The organism is Thermus thermamylovorans (assembly GCF_004307015.1).
Lineage (GTDB): Bacteria > Deinococcota > Deinococci > Deinococcales > Thermaceae > Thermus > Thermus thermamylovorans.
Map to the genome: position 1 here is coordinate 259,806 of NZ_SIJL01000001.1, position 15,078 is coordinate 274,883.

Here is a 15,078-nt window from a genome sequence, read left to right on the forward strand (position 1 = left end):
GGAACGTGAGGGTAGGGCTTTTTTTGCCCTCACTGGCAGCCGGTGGGGCTGAGCGGATAACCCTTACTCTCGCAGAAGGCCTGAGCCGCAGGGGTTACCAGGTGGACCTCGTCCTGGCTCGCGCCGACGGCCCCCTTCTAGCCCAGATACCTTCTCCGCTTAGGTTGGTGGATTTCAAAAGTGGGCGCGTGGCCCAATCCCTGCTCCCGCTGGTCCGGTACTTAAAGAGAGAGCGTCCCGTTGTTCTTCTATCCTCCTTGAATCACGCCAACGTGGTGGCCATCTGGGCCCGGCGCATGGCCCGGGTGCCCACCCGTTTGGTGGTGGCGGAGCACATCGGCGTCCTTCCCAGCGCCGCGTGGTCCCAAACGCTTCGGGGCAAGCTGATGCCCTTTTGGATCCGGAACACCTATCCTTGGGCGGACGCGGTGGTGGCGGTTTCCCGAGGGGTGGCGGAGGAACTGGTTCGTGACCTGGGAGTCCCACGGGAAAAGGTGCGCACCATTTACAACCCCGTGGTGACGGAGGAACTTTACCAGAAGGCCGAGGAACCTTTGGAACACCCCTGGTTCAGACCGGGAGAGGAGCCCGTGGTGTTAGGGGTGGGGCGGCTTGTTCCTCAAAAGGACTTCTCCCTCCTAATCCGGGCTTTTGCCAAGGTTCGCCAGCGGGTGCCGAGCCGCCTCCTCATCTTAGGTGAGGGTCCCGAGCGGCCTGCGCTAGAGGCTTTGGTAAGGGGCTTAGGACTGGAGGCCTATGTGGAGATGCCGGGATTCATGGCCAACCCTTACCCCTACATGCGGCGGGCTTCGGTGCTGGCCTTGTCCTCCGCTTCGGAGGCTCTGCCTACGGTCCTCATTGAGGCCTTGGCTCTAGGGACAAAGGTGGTGGCTACGGATTGCCCTTACGGGCCCGCAGAGGTGCTGGAGGGAGGGAGATGGGGTCGCTTGGTCCCCGTAGGGGACGAGGAGGCCTTGGCTAAAGCATTGATGGAGGCCCTTCTTCAGCCCGATTCGGAAACTGAAAAACAGGCCCGGGCAAGGCGGGCTCGAGAACGCTTTGGCTTGGAGGAGGCGTTGCGTGCGTACGAGGAAGTGCTGGGCTTGAGGGATAACCGCGCGAGATGATCTTTTTGCGGGTTGCCCCATTGGAAAACGAGAGGGGGGGTGCTCTTGGAGCGGCCGAAAAACGCGCGTTTGCTCAAGGTGGTCACGGGACTAGCCTATGGAGGGGCGGAAACACAAGTGGTGGCTTTAGCCCATCGCTTGCATGCCCGGGGTTGGGCGGTGCAGGTGGCTTCCCTGCTGGAGCCCCAGGCCTTTGTGGGGGAACTCAGGGAAGCTGGTATTCCCGTAGCGGTCCTGGGCATGCGCCGCGGCCAACCCGATCCTCGGGGAGTGGTGCGCCTCGCCGCCCTGTTCCGGCGGTACCGCCCCCACGTGGTCCACAGCCAGATGATCCACGCCAACCTCCTGGCCCGCGTGGCCCGGGTGCTGGCCCCGGTGCCGGTGCTGATTTCTACCGCTCAAAACACCCTCGAGGTGGGCCGCTCCTTCAAAACCGAGCGCAGCACCCACCTCGCCTACCGCCTGACGGACTTCCTGGCGGATGTGACCACCCAGGTGTCAAGGGAAGGGTGCGAGCGCTTCCTCCAAGGTAGGGCGGTGAGGCCGGACAAACTGGTCTACATCCCCAATGGCGTGGACACGGAGCGCTTTGCCCCCCGCCCGGAAATCCGTAAGGTTAAGCGCCAGGAACTCGGGGTGGGGGAGGAGTTCTTGTGGCTGGCCGTGGGGCGGCTTGAGGAGGCCAAGGATTACCCGACCCTCCTTCGGGCTTTCGCCCAGGTGAGGGGGAAGCACCCCCAGGCCCGGCTCTGGGTGGTGGGCCAAGGGAGCTTGCAGGACCAGGTCAAAAGTTTGGCTTTGGAGCTGAGATTGGGGGAAAGTGTGCGCTTTCTGGGGCTACGCAAGGATGTTCCCGAGCTTATGAACGCTGCGGACGCCTACGTGATGTCCTCTGCCTGGGAGGGTATGCCCATGGTTCTTCTGGAGGCCCACGCCAGCGGCCTGCCTATCGTGGCCACGGACGTGGGGGCCAACCGGGAGGTGGTGCGGGAGGGGGTAAGCGGTTTCCTCGTGTGGCCCAGATCTCCGGAGGCCTTGGCTGGCGCTATGGAGCGGATGCTGGCCTTGGACCAGGGGGACCGCGTCCTCATGGGCCTTAGGGGGCGGGAGTGGGTGGAAGAGCACTTCTCGTTGGATAAAATCGTGGAGCGATGGGAGGCTCTTTACCTGAGCCTGCTGAAGCGGAAAGGGTTGGTGTAAGCCCCTCCCTGGCCATGGTCAACCCCTATACCCCTTCCCTAATTCGTTTCCGAGGAGCCCTGCTGCGGGAGCTGGCCCAGCGGGGGGTGAAGGTGTGGGTCTTAGGTCCAGACTTCACCCCAGAGATCAGGGAGGGGGTGCTGGCCCTGGGGGCCTTGCCCGTGGACTACCCCTTGAGCCGCACGGGGTTAAGTCCGCTGGAGGACCTGAAGAGTTTCCTTTCCCTCCTCCGCTTTTTTCGTCGGGAGCGTCCGCAGGTGGTCCTTACCTGGCAGGCCAAGCCCAACGCCTACGGCATCCCGGCGGCGGCCCTGGCGGGGGTCCCCCTTAGGGCGGCGGTGGTGGAGGGGCTGGGGTACGCCTTTACGCCCGGAGAAGAGGGGTTGAAGAGGCGGCTCGTGCGTAGCATACTGACCCTACTTTTCCGCCTTAGCTTCGCCCTGGCCCACAAGGTCTTCTTCCTCAATCCGGATGACCTCGAGGAGTTCGTGGCCCGCGGTCTAGTGCGCAGGGAGAAGGCGGTGCTCCTAGGGGGAATCGGGGTTCCCCTGGAGGAGTGGCCTCCGGCCCCGCCTCATCTGGACCCGCCCACCTTTACCCTCATTGCGCGCCTTCTCAAGGAGAAGGGGGTGCGGGAGTTCGCCGAGGCCGCCCGCAGGGTGAAGGCCAGGTATCCTGAGGCCCGCTTCCTTCTCATCGGGCCCCTGGACACCAACCCCGGGGCTGTCCGGGAAGAAGAGGTGCGGGCCTGGGTAAGGGAAGGTATTCTGGAATGGGTGCCTTGGGCGGGGGACGTGCGCCCGTACTTGCGGGAAACCAGCGTGTATGTGTTACCCTCTTACCGGGAGGGTGTCCCCCGCAGCACCCAGGAGGCCATGGCCATGGCCCGTCCAGTGATCACCACGGACGCTCCCGGTTGCCGGGAAACGGTGGTGGAGGGGGTGAACGGCTTCCTGGTGCCGCCCCGGGATGCGAGCGCCCTGGCGAAGGCCATGGAAATTTTCCTGCGGGAGCCTGGCCTCATCCTGCCCATGGGCTGGGAGAGCCGCAGGTTGGCGGAGAGGCGGTTTGACGCAAGAAAGGCGAGCGAGCGGCTGGTCAGGGATCTGGGGCTTTAGAGAATGGCGGCTTGGGCGACAAGGAGAGGCCCGGGAAGGGCAAAGGGCAAATCCCTGCCCTTTTGGGCGCAGCTTCCCAGCCGGTTCTGGTTTGCCGTCTTTTTGACGGCTTCCTTGGGTAAGACCTACCTCTGGGCCCTGGTGGTTTTGGGGGGTGTGCCTTTGCTGGGCTGGATTGTAGGGCCTGAGTCCGGCAACGACGGGGACTATTACCACGCTTATGCCCAGGGAAGGGTCGGTTACGCCACCTCCCTTTGGCCTGTCCTCCTACGGGGGTTGTACGAGGCGGGAATGTACAGCAGGCAAGGCGTCGCCTTCCTGAATATGCTCCTGGGGGTTTGGCTGGTTCCCATAGCGGCCGCATATGTCGCTGTGGGGGGCTTTAAGGTTAGGGGAGCCGGGCACAGGCTGTTTTGGTTCTCGGCGGCCGTGGTTGCCCTTTATCCCGCTCCCTTTTGGTTCACTTTGGATATCTATCGGGATGTCTTCATGCTGAGCATATTCCTGATCGGGGTCTACGTTGCTCGCCGCTATTTTTCCAAGGCTACCTTAGCCAGGGTGGGTTATGCCGCCCTGTTTGCGGTCCTGGTGGGGGTGCTCTTTCACCTGCGGGGATACCTGGGCTTTTCCTTGGGGCTCGGGTTTTTGTTGGCCCACCTCTTTTCGCGCTTTCGCCTCCGCTGGGAGGCCATCTTCGCCGGGTTGGTCCTTTATGGGATGGCCCTCTACGTGGCCCACACCGTGGGCTTATTGGCCCCCGTTGCCCAGTACCGGGGGGAGGAGGGGTTTGCAGGGGGGGGCTCCTCCTTCGGGCTCGGCTTCCAGGGGCGATCGGGAATGGATTTTTTGAGGGTGTTTGGCCTGTCTTTTGTGTATCAGGTCCTTGGCCTGTACCTCAACTCCTTTAAGGCTTTCCTTCTTTTCCTGGCGGAATCCTTGCCCTTTCTCTATTTTGCTGCTGGGGTGTGGGGTGCTCGTCTTCGCCTAGATTTCTTCTCGAAATTTCTCCTGCTGTTCGCACTGGCCTACACCACGGTTTTCGTTTTGGGAAACGATAATTTGGGAACGGCGATGCGCCTGCGCATCTTCGTGTACCTTGCCGTTTTCATGGTCTGGGCTCGGGCGCAGGCGCAAAGATCGGCCGTAGGGTGGGCCTCCTTCCCCTCGACAACCGGCAGGGAGGCGCTCGGCACCTAGCAGTTGAACTTGATCGCGGTGAGGCCATGAGGGTTGCCCGCAACACCTTTCTCAAGCGATGCCTGGACGTCCTAGGAGCCAGCTTTGGCCTCCTTGCCTTCGGTCCCCTGATGCTCTATCTGGCCTGGAGGGTGCGGCGGGAGCTGGGGAGCCCCGTGCTTTTCCGGCAGGTAAGGGCTGGCTTTGGTGGAAAACCCTTCGTCATCTACAAGTTTCGGACCATGACCGAGGAACGGGATGCCCAGGGCGGGCTTCTTCCCGACGACAAACGCCTAACCCCTTTTGGCCGCTTTCTGCGGGAAACCAGCTTGGACGAGCTCCCCGAGCTTTTCAACGTTCTAAAAGGGGAGATGAGCCTGGTGGGGCCTAGGCCTCTTCTCAGGGAGTATTTGGAGCGCTACACCCCGGAACAGGCCCGCAGGCACGAGGTAAAGCCGGGCATTACCGGGTGGGCCCAGGTGAACGGGCGTAACGCCCTGACTTGGGAAGAGAAGTTCAAGCTGGACGTGTGGTATGTGGACAACTGGACCATCTGGGTTGACCTGAAGGTGCTGGCCTTGACCGTCCTAAAGGTACTCAGGCGAGAGGGGATATCCGCCCCGGGCCATGCCACCATGCCGGAGTTTAAAGGGACCGGTGAGCCATGAGGGTGTACGTGGTCGGGGGTGGAGGGCACGCCAAGGTGGTGGTCGCCACCCTCATGGAGTTGGGAATCAGGCCCACGGCTGTCCTGGATGACGATGCGGACAAATGGGGCTCCAATATCCTGGGCCTGCCGGTGGTCGGCCCCACGAGCCTTCTTGGGGAGGAAGCCGCTCCAGGGGCGGTGCTGGCGGTGGGGGACAATCGCTTGCGGAAAGCTTTGTTTGAGCGGTATCCCGGCGTTTCCTGGCTGACCGTTGTTCATCCCCGGGCTTACGTCCACCCGTCGGCTTCCTTAGGTGAGGGGACGGTTGTTTTTGCCGGAGCTGTGGTCCAGGCGCTGGCGGTGGTTGGGCGGCAGGTCATTGTGAACACGGGTGCTATTGTAGAGCACGATTGCTTCGTGGGAGAGTTTGCCCACCTGGCTCCGGGGGTGCGCTTGGCGGGTGCGGTCCGCATTGGGGAGGGTTGCTTGGTAGGGGTAGGGGCTTCCCTTGCCCCAGGGGTGAGGGTAGGCGACTGGTCGGTGGTGGGCGCGGGGAGCGTGGTGGTTCGGGATATCCCCCCGGGTGCGGTGGCCTTTGGCGTTCCGGCCAGGGTGAGGAGGGGCATATGAAGCGGATATACCTTTCTCCTCCCCACCTCTCCGGCCTCGAGGCCCGCTTCCTCCAGGAGGCCCTGGAGTCTGGCTGGGTCGCCCCCTTAGGCCCCCAGGTGGAAGCCTTTGAGCGGGAGTTCGCAGAGGTGGTGGGTGCGAAGCATGCCCTAGCCCTGAGCTCCGGTACGGCGGCCATCCACCTGGCCCTGATCCTGGCCGGTGTGGGGCCTGGGGACGAGGTAGCGGTTTCCACTCTTACCTTCGCTGCCAGCGCATTCCCCATCCTCTACCTGGGAGCCAGGCCAATTTTCATAGACAGCGAGGCTGTTTCTTGGAACATGGATTCCGACCTCTTGGGGGAATTTCTAGAGGCAAGGGCCAAGCGGGGCAGGCTTCCCAAGGCGGTGGTCCTGGTCCACCTCTACGGACAGAGCGCCAACCTGGACCCCATACTGGCCCTTTGCCAAGAGTATGGGGTAGCCCTGGTAGAGGACGCTGCCGAGGCTTTGGGGGCTACCTACCGGGGGAGGAGCCCAGGTACATTTGGTCTGACGGGGGTTTTCTCGTTTAACGGCAACAAAATCATCACCACTTCCGGGGGTGGCATGCTGGTTTCCGACGATCCCGCCCTCATTGCCCGAGCCCGCAAACTGGCGGCACAGGCCCGGGAGCCGGTTCCCTGGTATGAACACCGGGAAGTGGGGTACAACTACCGCCTCAGTAACCTTCTAGCAGCAGTAGGCCGGGCCCAGCTCCGTGTCCTGCGGGACCGGGTAGAGGCAAGGAGGCGTGTTTTCCGCCGTTACGTGGAGGGTCTAGGTGACCTGCCCGGTATCTCCTTTCAGCCGGAAGCCCCTTGGGGCAAGCACAGCCGCTGGCTTTCGGTGATCCTGGTGGACCCAGAAGCTTTCGGGCACTCTCCCGAGCAAATCCGACAGGCCTTGGAGCAAGAAGGGATAGAAAGCCGCCCTGTTTGGAAGCCCCTCCACCTCCAGCCCGTTTTTCAGGGGGCAGAGGTGGTGGGGGGGAGGGTGGCGGAGAACCTGTTTGCGCAAGGCCTTTGCCTTCCCTCAGGCTCTGCTTTGGAACCGGAGGACCAGGACCGGGTGGTCGAGGCCCTGAGGAGGTTGGCGCGGTAAAGCGCCGTTCATTCCTTTTTCACCCTTGCCCCGGGTAAGCTGAACCTGGCATATGCGGACGACTATCAAGTTCCTCCTCGACCTCCTCCTCTGGGCTTTAGCCACGCCCCTGGCCTTTACCCTTCGCCTCGAGGGCCTCCCTCCCCAGTACCGGGAGGTGGCCCTGGTGTATGCCTTGCTGGGCCTTCCGGTGAAGGCCCTGCTCGTTTACTTCTTTGGCCTGCACCTCCAGGCTTGGAGCCGCGTAGGGGTACGGGATCTCCTGCGCCTCCTGAAGGCCGTGGTTCTGGGGACCGCAGTCCTCCTGCTCTTCGCCTGGCTCTTGGCCGCGTACCTGCCCGTGCCTAAAAGCGTGCCCCCCATCGCCGGGGTCTTGGCTCTTTTGGCCATGGGGGGGGCGCGTTTGGCCACCCGGCTTTATTGGGAAAACCGGCGCGGGCAGGGGACCACAGGACGGCGTGTCCTGGTGGCCGGGGCAGGGGAGGCGGGAAGCTTGATCGCCGGTGAGATGCTCCGGCACCCTGAGGCGGGCCTGAGGCCCGTGGGCTTCCTGGACGACGACCCCAACAAGCGGGGGCAGACCATTAAGGGGGTTCCGGTGGTGGGATCCCTCCAGGACCTGCCTAAGGCCGTGCGCGAGCTGGCGGTGGAAGAGGTCCTTATCGCCATGCCCTCTGCCCCCGGAAGCGTGGTGCGCCAGGTGGTGAACCTGGCCCGGCTTTCAAGGGTGCCCTACCGCATCCTGCCCCCCCTCTACGAGATTCTCTCCGGTCGGGTGGGGCTTCCCCAGATCCGTGAGGTTCGCTTGGAGGACCTTTTGCGCCGGAGGCCTGTGCGGCTCAACCTGGAAGAGATCGCGGGCTACCTAGAGGGCCGGGTGGTTCTCATCACGGGCGCTGGGGGCTCCATCGGGAGCGAGGTTTCCCGGCAGGTGGCCCGGTTCCACCCCGACCTTCTGCTCCTCCTAGGGCGGGGGGAAAACAGCTTGTTCCAGCTTGAGAAGGAGCTGGAGGTTGAGTGGCCCGAGCTCCGGTACAAGGTGGTGGTGGCCGATGTGCGGCACCGGGAGGGGTTGGAGCAGGTGTTTCGCCTTTACCGTCCCCACGTGGTTTTTCACGCCGCTGCCCACAAACACGTGCCGTTGATGGAGGCTTGGCCTTCCGAGGCTGTGTTCAACAACGTGGGGGGGACGAGGAACCTGGTGGAGTTGGCCCTGGTCTATGGCGTGGAGCGCCTGGTGAACATCTCTACCGATAAGGCGGTGAACCCCACTTCCGTGATGGGGGCCAGCAAGCGGGTAGCGGAGATGGTGGTTTCCTGGGGAGCCAAACGAGCCAAGGAGGGGCAGGATTTCGTTTCCGTGCGCTTTGGCAACGTCCTGGGTAGCAGGGGTAGTGTGGTGCCCCTGTTTCTGGAGCAGATACGCCGGGGAGGGCCTGTGACCGTGACCCACCCGGAGATGCGCCGCTACTTCATGACCATCCCGGAGGCTACCCAGCTGGTCCTTCAGGCAGGGAGTATGGGAGGTAGGGGTTTGGTCTACGTGTTGGACATGGGGGAGCCGGTGCGCATCTTGGACCTGGCCAAGGACTTGATCCGTCTAGCAGGTCTGGAGCCTTACCGAGATATTGAGATCGTCTTCACCGGTATGCGGCCCGGGGAAAAGCTTTATGAGGAGCTTCTCACGGCGGAGGAGGGAACAGAGGCCTCTAGACACGAGAAGATTTTCGTGGCTAAGAACGGCACCCTGGGCGAAGACTTTCCCGGCCTGTTGGAAGGCCTGTTCGCCGCGGCCCGCTCCTATGATCCGGGTAAGGTGCGGGAGGCCCTAAGCCTCTTGGTGCCCTCTTACAGCCCCGGCAGCTGGGAAGCCCTGCCCGTTTCCGAAAGTAAAACCGATTCAGGATGATCTGGCTCGAGGATTTCCTGGACCCAAGGCCGGTATACTTAGCTTGATATGGCGGAAATCCCTGGGGACGAACTCTCTTTGCGAGATATTTTAGAAACGCTGAGGCGTCAATGGGGCCTGATCCTGAGTCTTCCCCTGCTGGGGCTCTTGGGGGCCTTCGTTTACGGGTTTTTCCTGGCAAAGCCCCTCTACGCTTCCACGGCTACCCTAGGTGTTCGCCCCCTTCCCGGGCAGGACCAGACTGCCCTTCCCCTCGAGGAGCTTAGGGCTTTGGCCTTCTCCCCAGAGGTTGCTCGGGAAGTCTGGGAAGCCCTGGAGAGGGAAGGGCAGCTTCCCCCTGCCTGGCAAGAGGGAGGGGAAGGCCTGGGGCCCCAACGCATGATTCGAGGGTTCAGCCTGGAGAGCCAGGCTATCCACCAGCAGGTGGGTTTCCAGGGGCATTCCTTCACGGTGGTGGCCTCGCTCAGCGTGCGCGCTCCTTCCCCGGAGGCAGCGGCCAGAGCGGCCGACCTTTGGGCAGAGGCGGTGGTGCGCCGGCTTAGGGACCTGCTTTCGGCCCGAGTGGAGGCCCAACTCGGGTTCCTGGAAGGCCCGTTGGCCGAGGCAAGGGAGGCATACCGTCAGGCCCAGGCGGCTTGGGCAGCTTTCTGGCAGTCCAGCAGCCTGGAGCGCAACCTGGCGGAGCTGGTCTTCCTCCAAGGATTGGCCCAGATTCCCGGCCAGGTCACCGCGGTTAGCGATGCCCTGCCGGGCGAATACCTGAGGATGAAAAGCGCTCTTGTGGAGCTAGAATCCAGGCTCCAGGCTGCTTCGGGGCCGGAAAGGCTTTCCCTTGAGCGGGAGAGGGAAGCCCTTAGGGCGAGGTTGGAGGGGATCGAGGCCCGCATGGCCCTCTTGCGGGAGCGGGTAGCGAGGGCCTGGGTGGAGCTGGGCGAGGTGACCCAAACCTTGGAGTTGGCTAAGGAAGCTTACTCGTCCCTTGCCCGGAAGCGCCTGGACCTCCAGCTGGAACTGGCACTGGTTCAAGGAGCCTTGGCCGAGGTCCTGGTTCGCGCCCAACCTGTATACGAGGAGGTGGCGCCTAGGCGGGTTGCCCTTCTGGTTTTTGGAGCGGCTTTGGGGCTTGTCCTAGGGGTAGCGGGGGCCTTTGTGAAAGAAGCCCTGGGCCCTCCTGCCCGGGGGAGCTCGGCCCGGCCCTAGGGCCGGTAGAGCTCGGGCGGGCAAGGGTGGCTTTGCCCGGGCCCGGTGCCGGGATGCTCCTCGGCCCATCCTGTAGGCTGGGGCTATGAGGCCGGCTCTCTTGGTAACCTTCGCCCTTGCCCTCCCGGTGCAGGCCCAGCTGGTCATTCCCCTCTGGCATACCCTGGGGGAGGGGGGGGTTCTGGAGGGGTATGTCCAGGCCTTTAACGGGGCCCAGAACCGCTTCCGCATAGAACCCCGGTTCGTGGGCGATTATCGCGAAATGGGGGTCCTGTTGGCGGCGGCGTTGCGCAACGGGACCGCTCCTCCTGCAGCCCAAGTGGAGCTGGGTTTCCTGCCCGTTCTGGTTCGGGAAGGGCTGCTGGAGGCCCTTACTCCGCTCCAGGAACCCGACCTCGACTCCCAGCTTCTGGCCCTAGGTCGGGTGGGCGGGCGGTTGTACGGGTATCCTCTGGGAATCTCAGTGGCGGTGCTCTTTTTCAATCAGCAGGCTCTGGCGGCCCGCCAGGTAAGGCCACCCCGTACTTTCGCTGAGCTGGCCCAGGCTGCGGAGCGGCTCAGCAGCCGTTCTGCTCGAGGGCTGCTTTTCTCAGCGGATGCCTACAGCTTCTCCGCTCTGGTCTTAGCCCGGGGCGGATGGTTGGTGCGGGAGGGTCGGCCGAGTTTTAACCATCCCCAGGCCGTCGCCACCCTATCCTATCTCCAGGATATGGCCCGGCGCGGTGCTCTGCAGGCACGAGGAGCCACAGAGATCTGGGCGGCCGGGGCTGACTTTCTCAGGACCAAGGCATTCTTGGCTTTGGGACCTTCCACCTTGCTTCCCGCAGCTCAGGGTCGGGCCAACTGGCCTTTTGCCATTGGGCTGGCCCCTCCGCCCTTGGAAGCGGAGGGTAGGGTGGCGGCCTCCGGATCGGTTTTGGTGGTTTTGCGGGGAGCTTCTCCGGAGGTAAAGCAGGGTCTAGAGGCTTTCTATCGGTATGTGGCCGAGCCAGAACGGCAAATTTTCTGGGCTCAGTCTACATACTATCTTCCCCTTAGCTTGCAGGCTCAGCGGGTTTGGGCTCGTGAGGATGTGGGGCGTCTCCTCCTGGGCCTAAAGGGGATGTTGGTCCCCTGGCATCAGGAGGGCCCCTTGCTCCTTTGGGCCTCGGCTTTGGAGCGATCCCTGGAGCGTGCCCTTAAGGCGGGCCTTCCGGCGCCAAGAGCGTTGGATGAAGGGCAGCAGGAGGCTTTGCGAACGATGGGTCCGCTGCGCTGATGGGCCAAGGAAGCAGGATGGCTTGGCAAGATGTTAAAGCTCCTCCAGGGCCCGCTCCACCTCCTCCATGTAGCCGTCCCAAGGGATCAGGATAAACTTCCCGCCCCTGCGGGCGGCGTAGTAGGGAAGGTCCAGGCGGAGGGGGGTCCGCACCTCCGGGTGCTCCCGGAACAGGGCGGGCGGGGGCTTGGGCAGGGGCTTCGCCTGGCGGAGCCTCTCCAGGAGCAGGCCGAGGCGCAGGGCCAGGTATCCCTTGGGGGCGCGGGCCCCCAAGGGGCTGTTCCGAACCCCTTGCCGGACGCCCCGCCCTCCCTTGCTGCTGGACCGGGTTTCCGCCTTTTCCCTCACCTCGGCCTCCTAGGGGCTAGTTCCGCCGCACCTTCTTGTTCAGGAAGTCCAGGAGGAGGTACCGGCCGATGTTCCCGGGGTGGGTCAGGTAGGCCTTGCCCCGGGTGATCTGGCTGAGCTTCTTCACGAAGGCCAGGAGCTCCGGCTCCCGGGCCAGCATGAAGGCGTGGATGGGGATCCCCTCCCGCCGGGCCAGGGTGGCCTCCTTGAGGGTCTCCGCCAGGATCAGGGGGTCCAGGCCCCAGGCGTTTTTGTAGATCTCCCCGCTGGGCAGGGTGAGGGCCGAGGGCTTGCCGTCGGTGATGAGGATGATCTGCCGCATCTCCCCCCCCATCTTCTTGAGGAGGGCGCGGGCCAGCTCCAGCCCCGCCTTGGTGTTGGTGTGGTAGGGGCCCACCTGGGCCAGGGGGAGCCTGGCCAAGGGGATCTCCTCCGCGGTGTCGTGGAAGAGGACGAAGCGCACCCGGTCCCCGGGGTACTGGGTGCGGATGAGGTGGGCCAGGGCCAGGGCCACCCGCTTGGCCGGGGTGAAGCGGTCCTCCCCGTAGAGGATCATGGAGTGGGAGCAGTCCAGGAGGACCACGGTGCTCATGCTGGCGGTGTACTCCGCGAGGTCGATGACCAGGTCCTCCGGGCCCAGGTCGGTGAGCCCCTTGGCCGCGGCCCGCTTCAGGGTTTCGGGCACGTTGAGCTCCAGGGGGTCCCCCCACTCCCACCCCTTGGTCTCCCCGGTCTTCTCCACCCCGGGGGCGTGGTGGGGAGTGGGGTGGAGGCCGGGGGCGTTGCGGCCTAAGGCGCCCAGGAGCTCCCGCAAGCTCCTCAGCCCCAGGAAGTCCGCCCCCTTCTCCGTGAGCTCGAAGCGGGCCTCCCCCGCCTCCCCCAGGTGGCCCTCCTGGGCCGGGCGGGTGGGGTCCTCCCCGGGCAGGCGGAGGTAGCCCGCCTCCTGAAGCCTCCGGATCATCCCCTGGATGGCCTGGTGGAGCCGGGTCTCCTCCTTGCGCTCGGCCAAGCGGGCCTCCCGCATCCAGTCCTCGGGCACCAGTTCGTTCCGGAGGAGGGCCTGGAGGAGGGCGTCGTAGAGGTCCTCCAGGGTGGGGCGGCGTTCGGGGTCGGGGTCGTAGCGCTGGAAGGGGTCGGAAAACCCAGAGTCCAAGAGGAAGTCCTCGAGGAGGGAGAGGATCTCCTCGGGGGAGAGGTCTTCCAGGCTTCCCTCGTAGCGGCTATAGCGGACGGCCTTCATCCATCATCCTCCCAAGAACCTTGCCCATGAGCTGGGCGTAGCCGCCGAGCCGTGCGAATATGGCCTGAGCTAAAGTCTCGTTGTAGGTGTGGACCGTGAGGTTGCGGTCGTCGGCCATGGTGAGGGCCAAGCGGGCCTCCTCTTCCTCCATCAGGCCCACCTCGTGGGCCAGGCGGATGGCCCGCTTGGGGCTTGCGGCTTCCAAACCTTCCCTCTCCCTCAGGAAGACTTGGAGGGCTTTCCAAAAAGCCTCGAAGGTGTACTCAAAACGTTGTATGGCGGCATCCCGCTCCAAGGGACTTGGGGCTTCCCGGTACGCCAGCTCCTCCAGGGTTCCAAGGGCCCGCTTGGCCACCGCCAGGCGTTCTAGAACTCGGCCCATACGATCCCCTCCCTTAGAACCCTTTCCCGGAACGCGGGGTCCACTTCCCCCAGGTCCACCAGCTCCACCCGGCGGAGCACGGGCCCCTCCTCCAAGGCCTCCCTGAGGAGGGGGAGGATTTCCCCTAAGGGGGTGGGGCTTAGCAGGGCCAGGTCCAGGTCCGAGCCCCGACCGGCTTTCCCCCGGGCGTGGGAGCCGTAGAGGATGAGCTTTACCCCCCTGCCCTGGAGGTAGGGCGCCAGGGCGGTGAGCACCGCCTGCCTATCCCGTTCTAGGCTAGTTGCCATAGCTCCGCGTCCTCTCCGCCGCCTGGTAGCTCATCTCTCCCCGGGCCAGTTTCCGCCGCCCCACCAGCCCCTCCAGCACGAACTCCCCCGCGGAAAGGAGGAGTTCGGGCTCCCCGCTTCCCGCCAGGGCCCCGGCCGCCTCCAGGAGGCCCGGCACCTCTTCCATGGCCTTTAGGGCCTCCTCCACGCCTCCTTCCGGCAGGGTGAGGAGGTTCCCCGCCTCAAAGTGGGCCACGATGGGATCGGTGTTCAGGCGGTAGCGGGGGAGGACCATGCCGAAGGCCCTTTGCACCAGGTCCCGGGCCACCCTTTCCGCCCCCTGGAGTTCTCCCTCGTATTCCAGCTCCAGCTTACCGGTGACCGCGGGAAGCCCCCCGTAGAGGTCCAAGGGGCGGGCCACCGGGCGCGCCCCTTGGAGGAGGGCCCGCCGTTCCGCCCCCGAGGCCACCACCTCCAGGAGGCTGATGGCCAGGCGCTGGGAGACCCCGGCGGTCTGGTCCACCCGCCGGTCCTCCCGGGCGGCGAAGGCCACCGCCTCCACGGAGAGCCGGACCCACTCCGGTACCAGGACCCCCTCGGGCACGTAGGCCTCTTGGGCGCTGATCCTCTGGCCCTCCTCCAGGCTCCTGGGGTAGTGGGTGCGGATCTCGCTCCCGATCCGGTCCTTGAGGGGGGTGACGATGCGGCCCCGGGCGGTGTAGTCCTGGGGGTTGGCGGTGAAGACCAGCCAGACGTCCAGGGGCAGGCGGATGGGGTAGCCCCGGATCTGCACGTCCCCCTCCTCCAGGATGTTGAACAGGGCCACCTGCACCTTGGGAGCCAGGTCGGCCAGCTCGTTCACGGCGAAGATCCCCCGGTTGGCCCGGGGCAGGAGGCCAAAGTGCATGCTCTCCAGATCCGCCATCCCCGTGCCCCGCCGGGCGGCCTTGATGGGGTCCATGTCCCCCAGGAGGTCGGCCACGGTGGTGTCGGGGGTGGCCAGCTTCTCCACGTACCGCTCCTCCCGGCCCACCCAGACGATGGGGGCCTCGTCCCCGGCCTCCTCCAGGAGGCGCTTGCCTTCAGGGGAGACGGGAAAGAGGGGGTTGTCGCGGAGCTCGGTGGCCAGGGCGGGGACCTCCTCGTCCAGGAGGCCCGTGAGGCTCCGCAGGATGCGGCTTTTGGCCTGGCCGCGGGTGCCCAGGAGGATGAAGTTCTGCTTGGCCAGGATGGCTTGCACCAGGGCAGGGAGGACGGTGTCCTCGTAGCCGTGGATGCCGGGGAAGAGCCTTTCCCTACGCCGGAGCTTTTCCCGCAGGTTCTCCCGGGCCTCCTCCTTCACCGTGCGCCTGAGCCGTTCCAACGGGTAGGTGCGCCTGAGCTCGCCTAGGGTCCTGGCCTTCACCCTTCCAGTTTAGGGCCGGGGGCGGGGAGGGGTTTGTGTCCGAGGCCAG

15 protein-coding genes are annotated in these 15,078 nt (G+C 64.7%); 10 read left to right on the forward strand and 5 right to left on the reverse strand.

Going from position 1 to position 15,078, the window contains the following annotated elements; translation table 11 throughout:
• The first annotated feature begins 5 nt into the window (after nt 1-5).
• The 10 genes from ETP66_RS01335 to ETP66_RS01380 all read left to right on the forward strand — a co-directional run bounded on the left by ETP66_RS01335 (nt 6) and on the right by ETP66_RS01380 (nt 11,388).
• Complete coding sequence (locus tag ETP66_RS01335) at nt 6-1,127, forward strand: glycosyltransferase (RefSeq protein ID WP_130839870.1); 1,122 nt, start codon at nt 6-8, stop codon at nt 1,125-1,127.
• Between the two features lie 78 nt (nt 1,128-1,205).
• Nucleotides 1,206-2,327 (forward strand): glycosyltransferase, encoded by a 1,122-nt coding sequence (locus tag ETP66_RS01340; RefSeq protein WP_236630066.1) that lies wholly within the window; start codon nt 1,206-1,208, stop codon nt 2,325-2,327.
• A 14-nt stretch (nt 2,328-2,341) separates the two neighbouring features.
• Nucleotides 2,342-3,445, forward strand: a complete 1,104-nt coding sequence (locus ETP66_RS01345) for a glycosyltransferase family 4 protein (RefSeq protein ID WP_236630064.1) — start codon at nt 2,342-2,344, stop codon at nt 3,443-3,445.
• 291 nt (nt 3,446-3,736) lie between these two features.
• The gene (locus ETP66_RS01350; protein WP_130839875.1) at nt 3,737-4,642 is read left to right on the forward strand and encodes a hypothetical protein; all 906 of its coding nucleotides are present in this window, start codon (nt 3,737-3,739) and stop codon (nt 4,640-4,642) included.
• A gap of 26 nt (nt 4,643-4,668) precedes the next feature.
• Nucleotides 4,669-5,289, forward strand: coding sequence for a sugar transferase (locus ETP66_RS01355; protein WP_130839877.1), 621 nt, complete (start codon nt 4,669-4,671; stop codon nt 5,287-5,289).
• Nucleotides 5,286-5,900 carry an acetyltransferase gene (locus ETP66_RS01360; protein WP_130839879.1) on the forward strand — a complete coding sequence of 205 codons (615 nt, stop codon included), beginning with the start codon at nt 5,286-5,288 and terminating at the stop codon, nt 5,898-5,900. Before ETP66_RS01355 ends, ETP66_RS01360 begins: the two co-directional genes overlap by 4 nt.
• On the forward strand, nt 5,897-7,021 hold the full coding sequence (locus ETP66_RS01365; protein WP_130839881.1) for a DegT/DnrJ/EryC1/StrS family aminotransferase: 1,125 nt from the start codon (nt 5,897-5,899) through the stop codon (nt 7,019-7,021). The genes ETP66_RS01360 and ETP66_RS01365 overlap by 4 nt, the downstream gene beginning before the upstream one ends.
• A 52-nt stretch (nt 7,022-7,073) precedes the next feature.
• The gene (locus ETP66_RS01370; protein WP_130839883.1) at nt 7,074-8,930 is read left to right on the forward strand and encodes a polysaccharide biosynthesis protein; all 1,857 of its coding nucleotides are present in this window, start codon (nt 7,074-7,076) and stop codon (nt 8,928-8,930) included.
• A 48-nt stretch (nt 8,931-8,978) separates the two neighbouring features.
• The gene (locus tag ETP66_RS01375; RefSeq protein ID WP_130839885.1) at nt 8,979-10,130 is read left to right on the forward strand and encodes a Wzz/FepE/Etk N-terminal domain-containing protein; all 1,152 of its coding nucleotides are present in this window, start codon (nt 8,979-8,981) and stop codon (nt 10,128-10,130) included.
• Between the two features lie 85 nt (nt 10,131-10,215).
• Nucleotides 10,216-11,388: an extracellular solute-binding protein gene (locus tag ETP66_RS01380; RefSeq protein WP_130839887.1), complete on the forward strand. Its 1,173-nt coding sequence runs from the start codon at nt 10,216-10,218 to the stop codon at nt 11,386-11,388.
• 33 nt (nt 11,389-11,421) lie between these two features.
• Here the strand turns inward: ETP66_RS01380 and ETP66_RS01385 are convergent, their stop codons facing one another.
• From ETP66_RS01385 to ETP66_RS01405, 5 genes are all read right to left on the reverse strand, one after another.
• Entirely contained in the window at nt 11,422-11,634 is a 213-nt protein-coding gene (locus ETP66_RS01385; RefSeq protein WP_130839970.1) for a hypothetical protein, read from the reverse strand.
• Between the two features lie 118 nt (nt 11,635-11,752).
• Complete coding sequence (locus tag ETP66_RS01390) at nt 11,753-12,976, reverse strand: vWA domain-containing protein (protein WP_130839889.1); 1,224 nt, start codon at nt 12,974-12,976, stop codon at nt 11,753-11,755.
• Nucleotides 12,957-13,358, reverse strand: coding sequence for an HI0074 family nucleotidyltransferase substrate-binding subunit (locus ETP66_RS01395; RefSeq protein WP_130839891.1), 402 nt, complete (start codon nt 13,356-13,358; stop codon nt 12,957-12,959). Before ETP66_RS01395 ends, ETP66_RS01390 begins: the two co-directional genes overlap by 20 nt.
• Nucleotides 13,343-13,645 (reverse strand): nucleotidyltransferase family protein, encoded by a 303-nt coding sequence (locus ETP66_RS01400; RefSeq protein ID WP_130839893.1) that lies wholly within the window; start codon nt 13,643-13,645, stop codon nt 13,343-13,345. The genes ETP66_RS01395 and ETP66_RS01400 overlap by 16 nt, the downstream gene beginning before the upstream one ends.
• Complete coding sequence (locus tag ETP66_RS01405; protein ID WP_130839895.1) at nt 13,635-15,029, reverse strand: sigma 54-interacting transcriptional regulator; 1,395 nt, start codon at nt 15,027-15,029, stop codon at nt 13,635-13,637. Before ETP66_RS01405 ends, ETP66_RS01400 begins: the two co-directional genes overlap by 11 nt.
• Between the last annotated feature and the right edge of the window lie 49 nt (nt 15,030-15,078).

What these genes read in the sequence shown, in the direction of transcription:
- ETP66_RS01345 (WP_236630064.1), top strand. Translation starts at nt 2,342, where the DNA reads ATGGTCAACCCCTATACCCCTTCCCTAATTCGTTTCCGAGGAGCCCTG.
- ETP66_RS01350 (WP_130839875.1), top strand. Translation starts at nt 3,737, where the DNA reads ATGTACAGCAGGCAAGGCGTCGCCTTCCTGAATATGCTCCTGGGGGTT.
- ETP66_RS01355 (WP_130839877.1), top strand. Translation starts at nt 4,669, where the DNA reads ATGAGGGTTGCCCGCAACACCTTTCTCAAGCGATGCCTGGACGTCCTA.
- ETP66_RS01360 (WP_130839879.1), top strand. Translation starts at nt 5,286, where the DNA reads ATGAGGGTGTACGTGGTCGGGGGTGGAGGGCACGCCAAGGTGGTGGTC.
- ETP66_RS01365 (WP_130839881.1), top strand. Translation starts at nt 5,897, where the DNA reads ATGAAGCGGATATACCTTTCTCCTCCCCACCTCTCCGGCCTCGAGGCC.
- ETP66_RS01370 (WP_130839883.1), top strand. Translation starts at nt 7,074, where the DNA reads ATGCGGACGACTATCAAGTTCCTCCTCGACCTCCTCCTCTGGGCTTTA.
- ETP66_RS01375 (WP_130839885.1), top strand. Translation starts at nt 8,979, where the DNA reads ATGGCGGAAATCCCTGGGGACGAACTCTCTTTGCGAGATATTTTAGAA.
- ETP66_RS01380 (WP_130839887.1), top strand. Translation starts at nt 10,216, where the DNA reads ATGAGGCCGGCTCTCTTGGTAACCTTCGCCCTTGCCCTCCCGGTGCAG.
- ETP66_RS01390 (WP_130839889.1), bottom strand. Translation starts at nt 12,976, where the DNA reads ATGAAGGCCGTCCGCTATAGCCGCTACGAGGGAAGCCTGGAAGACCTC.
- ETP66_RS01395 (WP_130839891.1), bottom strand. Translation starts at nt 13,358, where the DNA reads ATGGGCCGAGTTCTAGAACGCCTGGCGGTGGCCAAGCGGGCCCTTGGA.
- ETP66_RS01400 (WP_130839893.1), bottom strand. Translation starts at nt 13,645, where the DNA reads ATGGCAACTAGCCTAGAACGGGATAGGCAGGCGGTGCTCACCGCCCTG.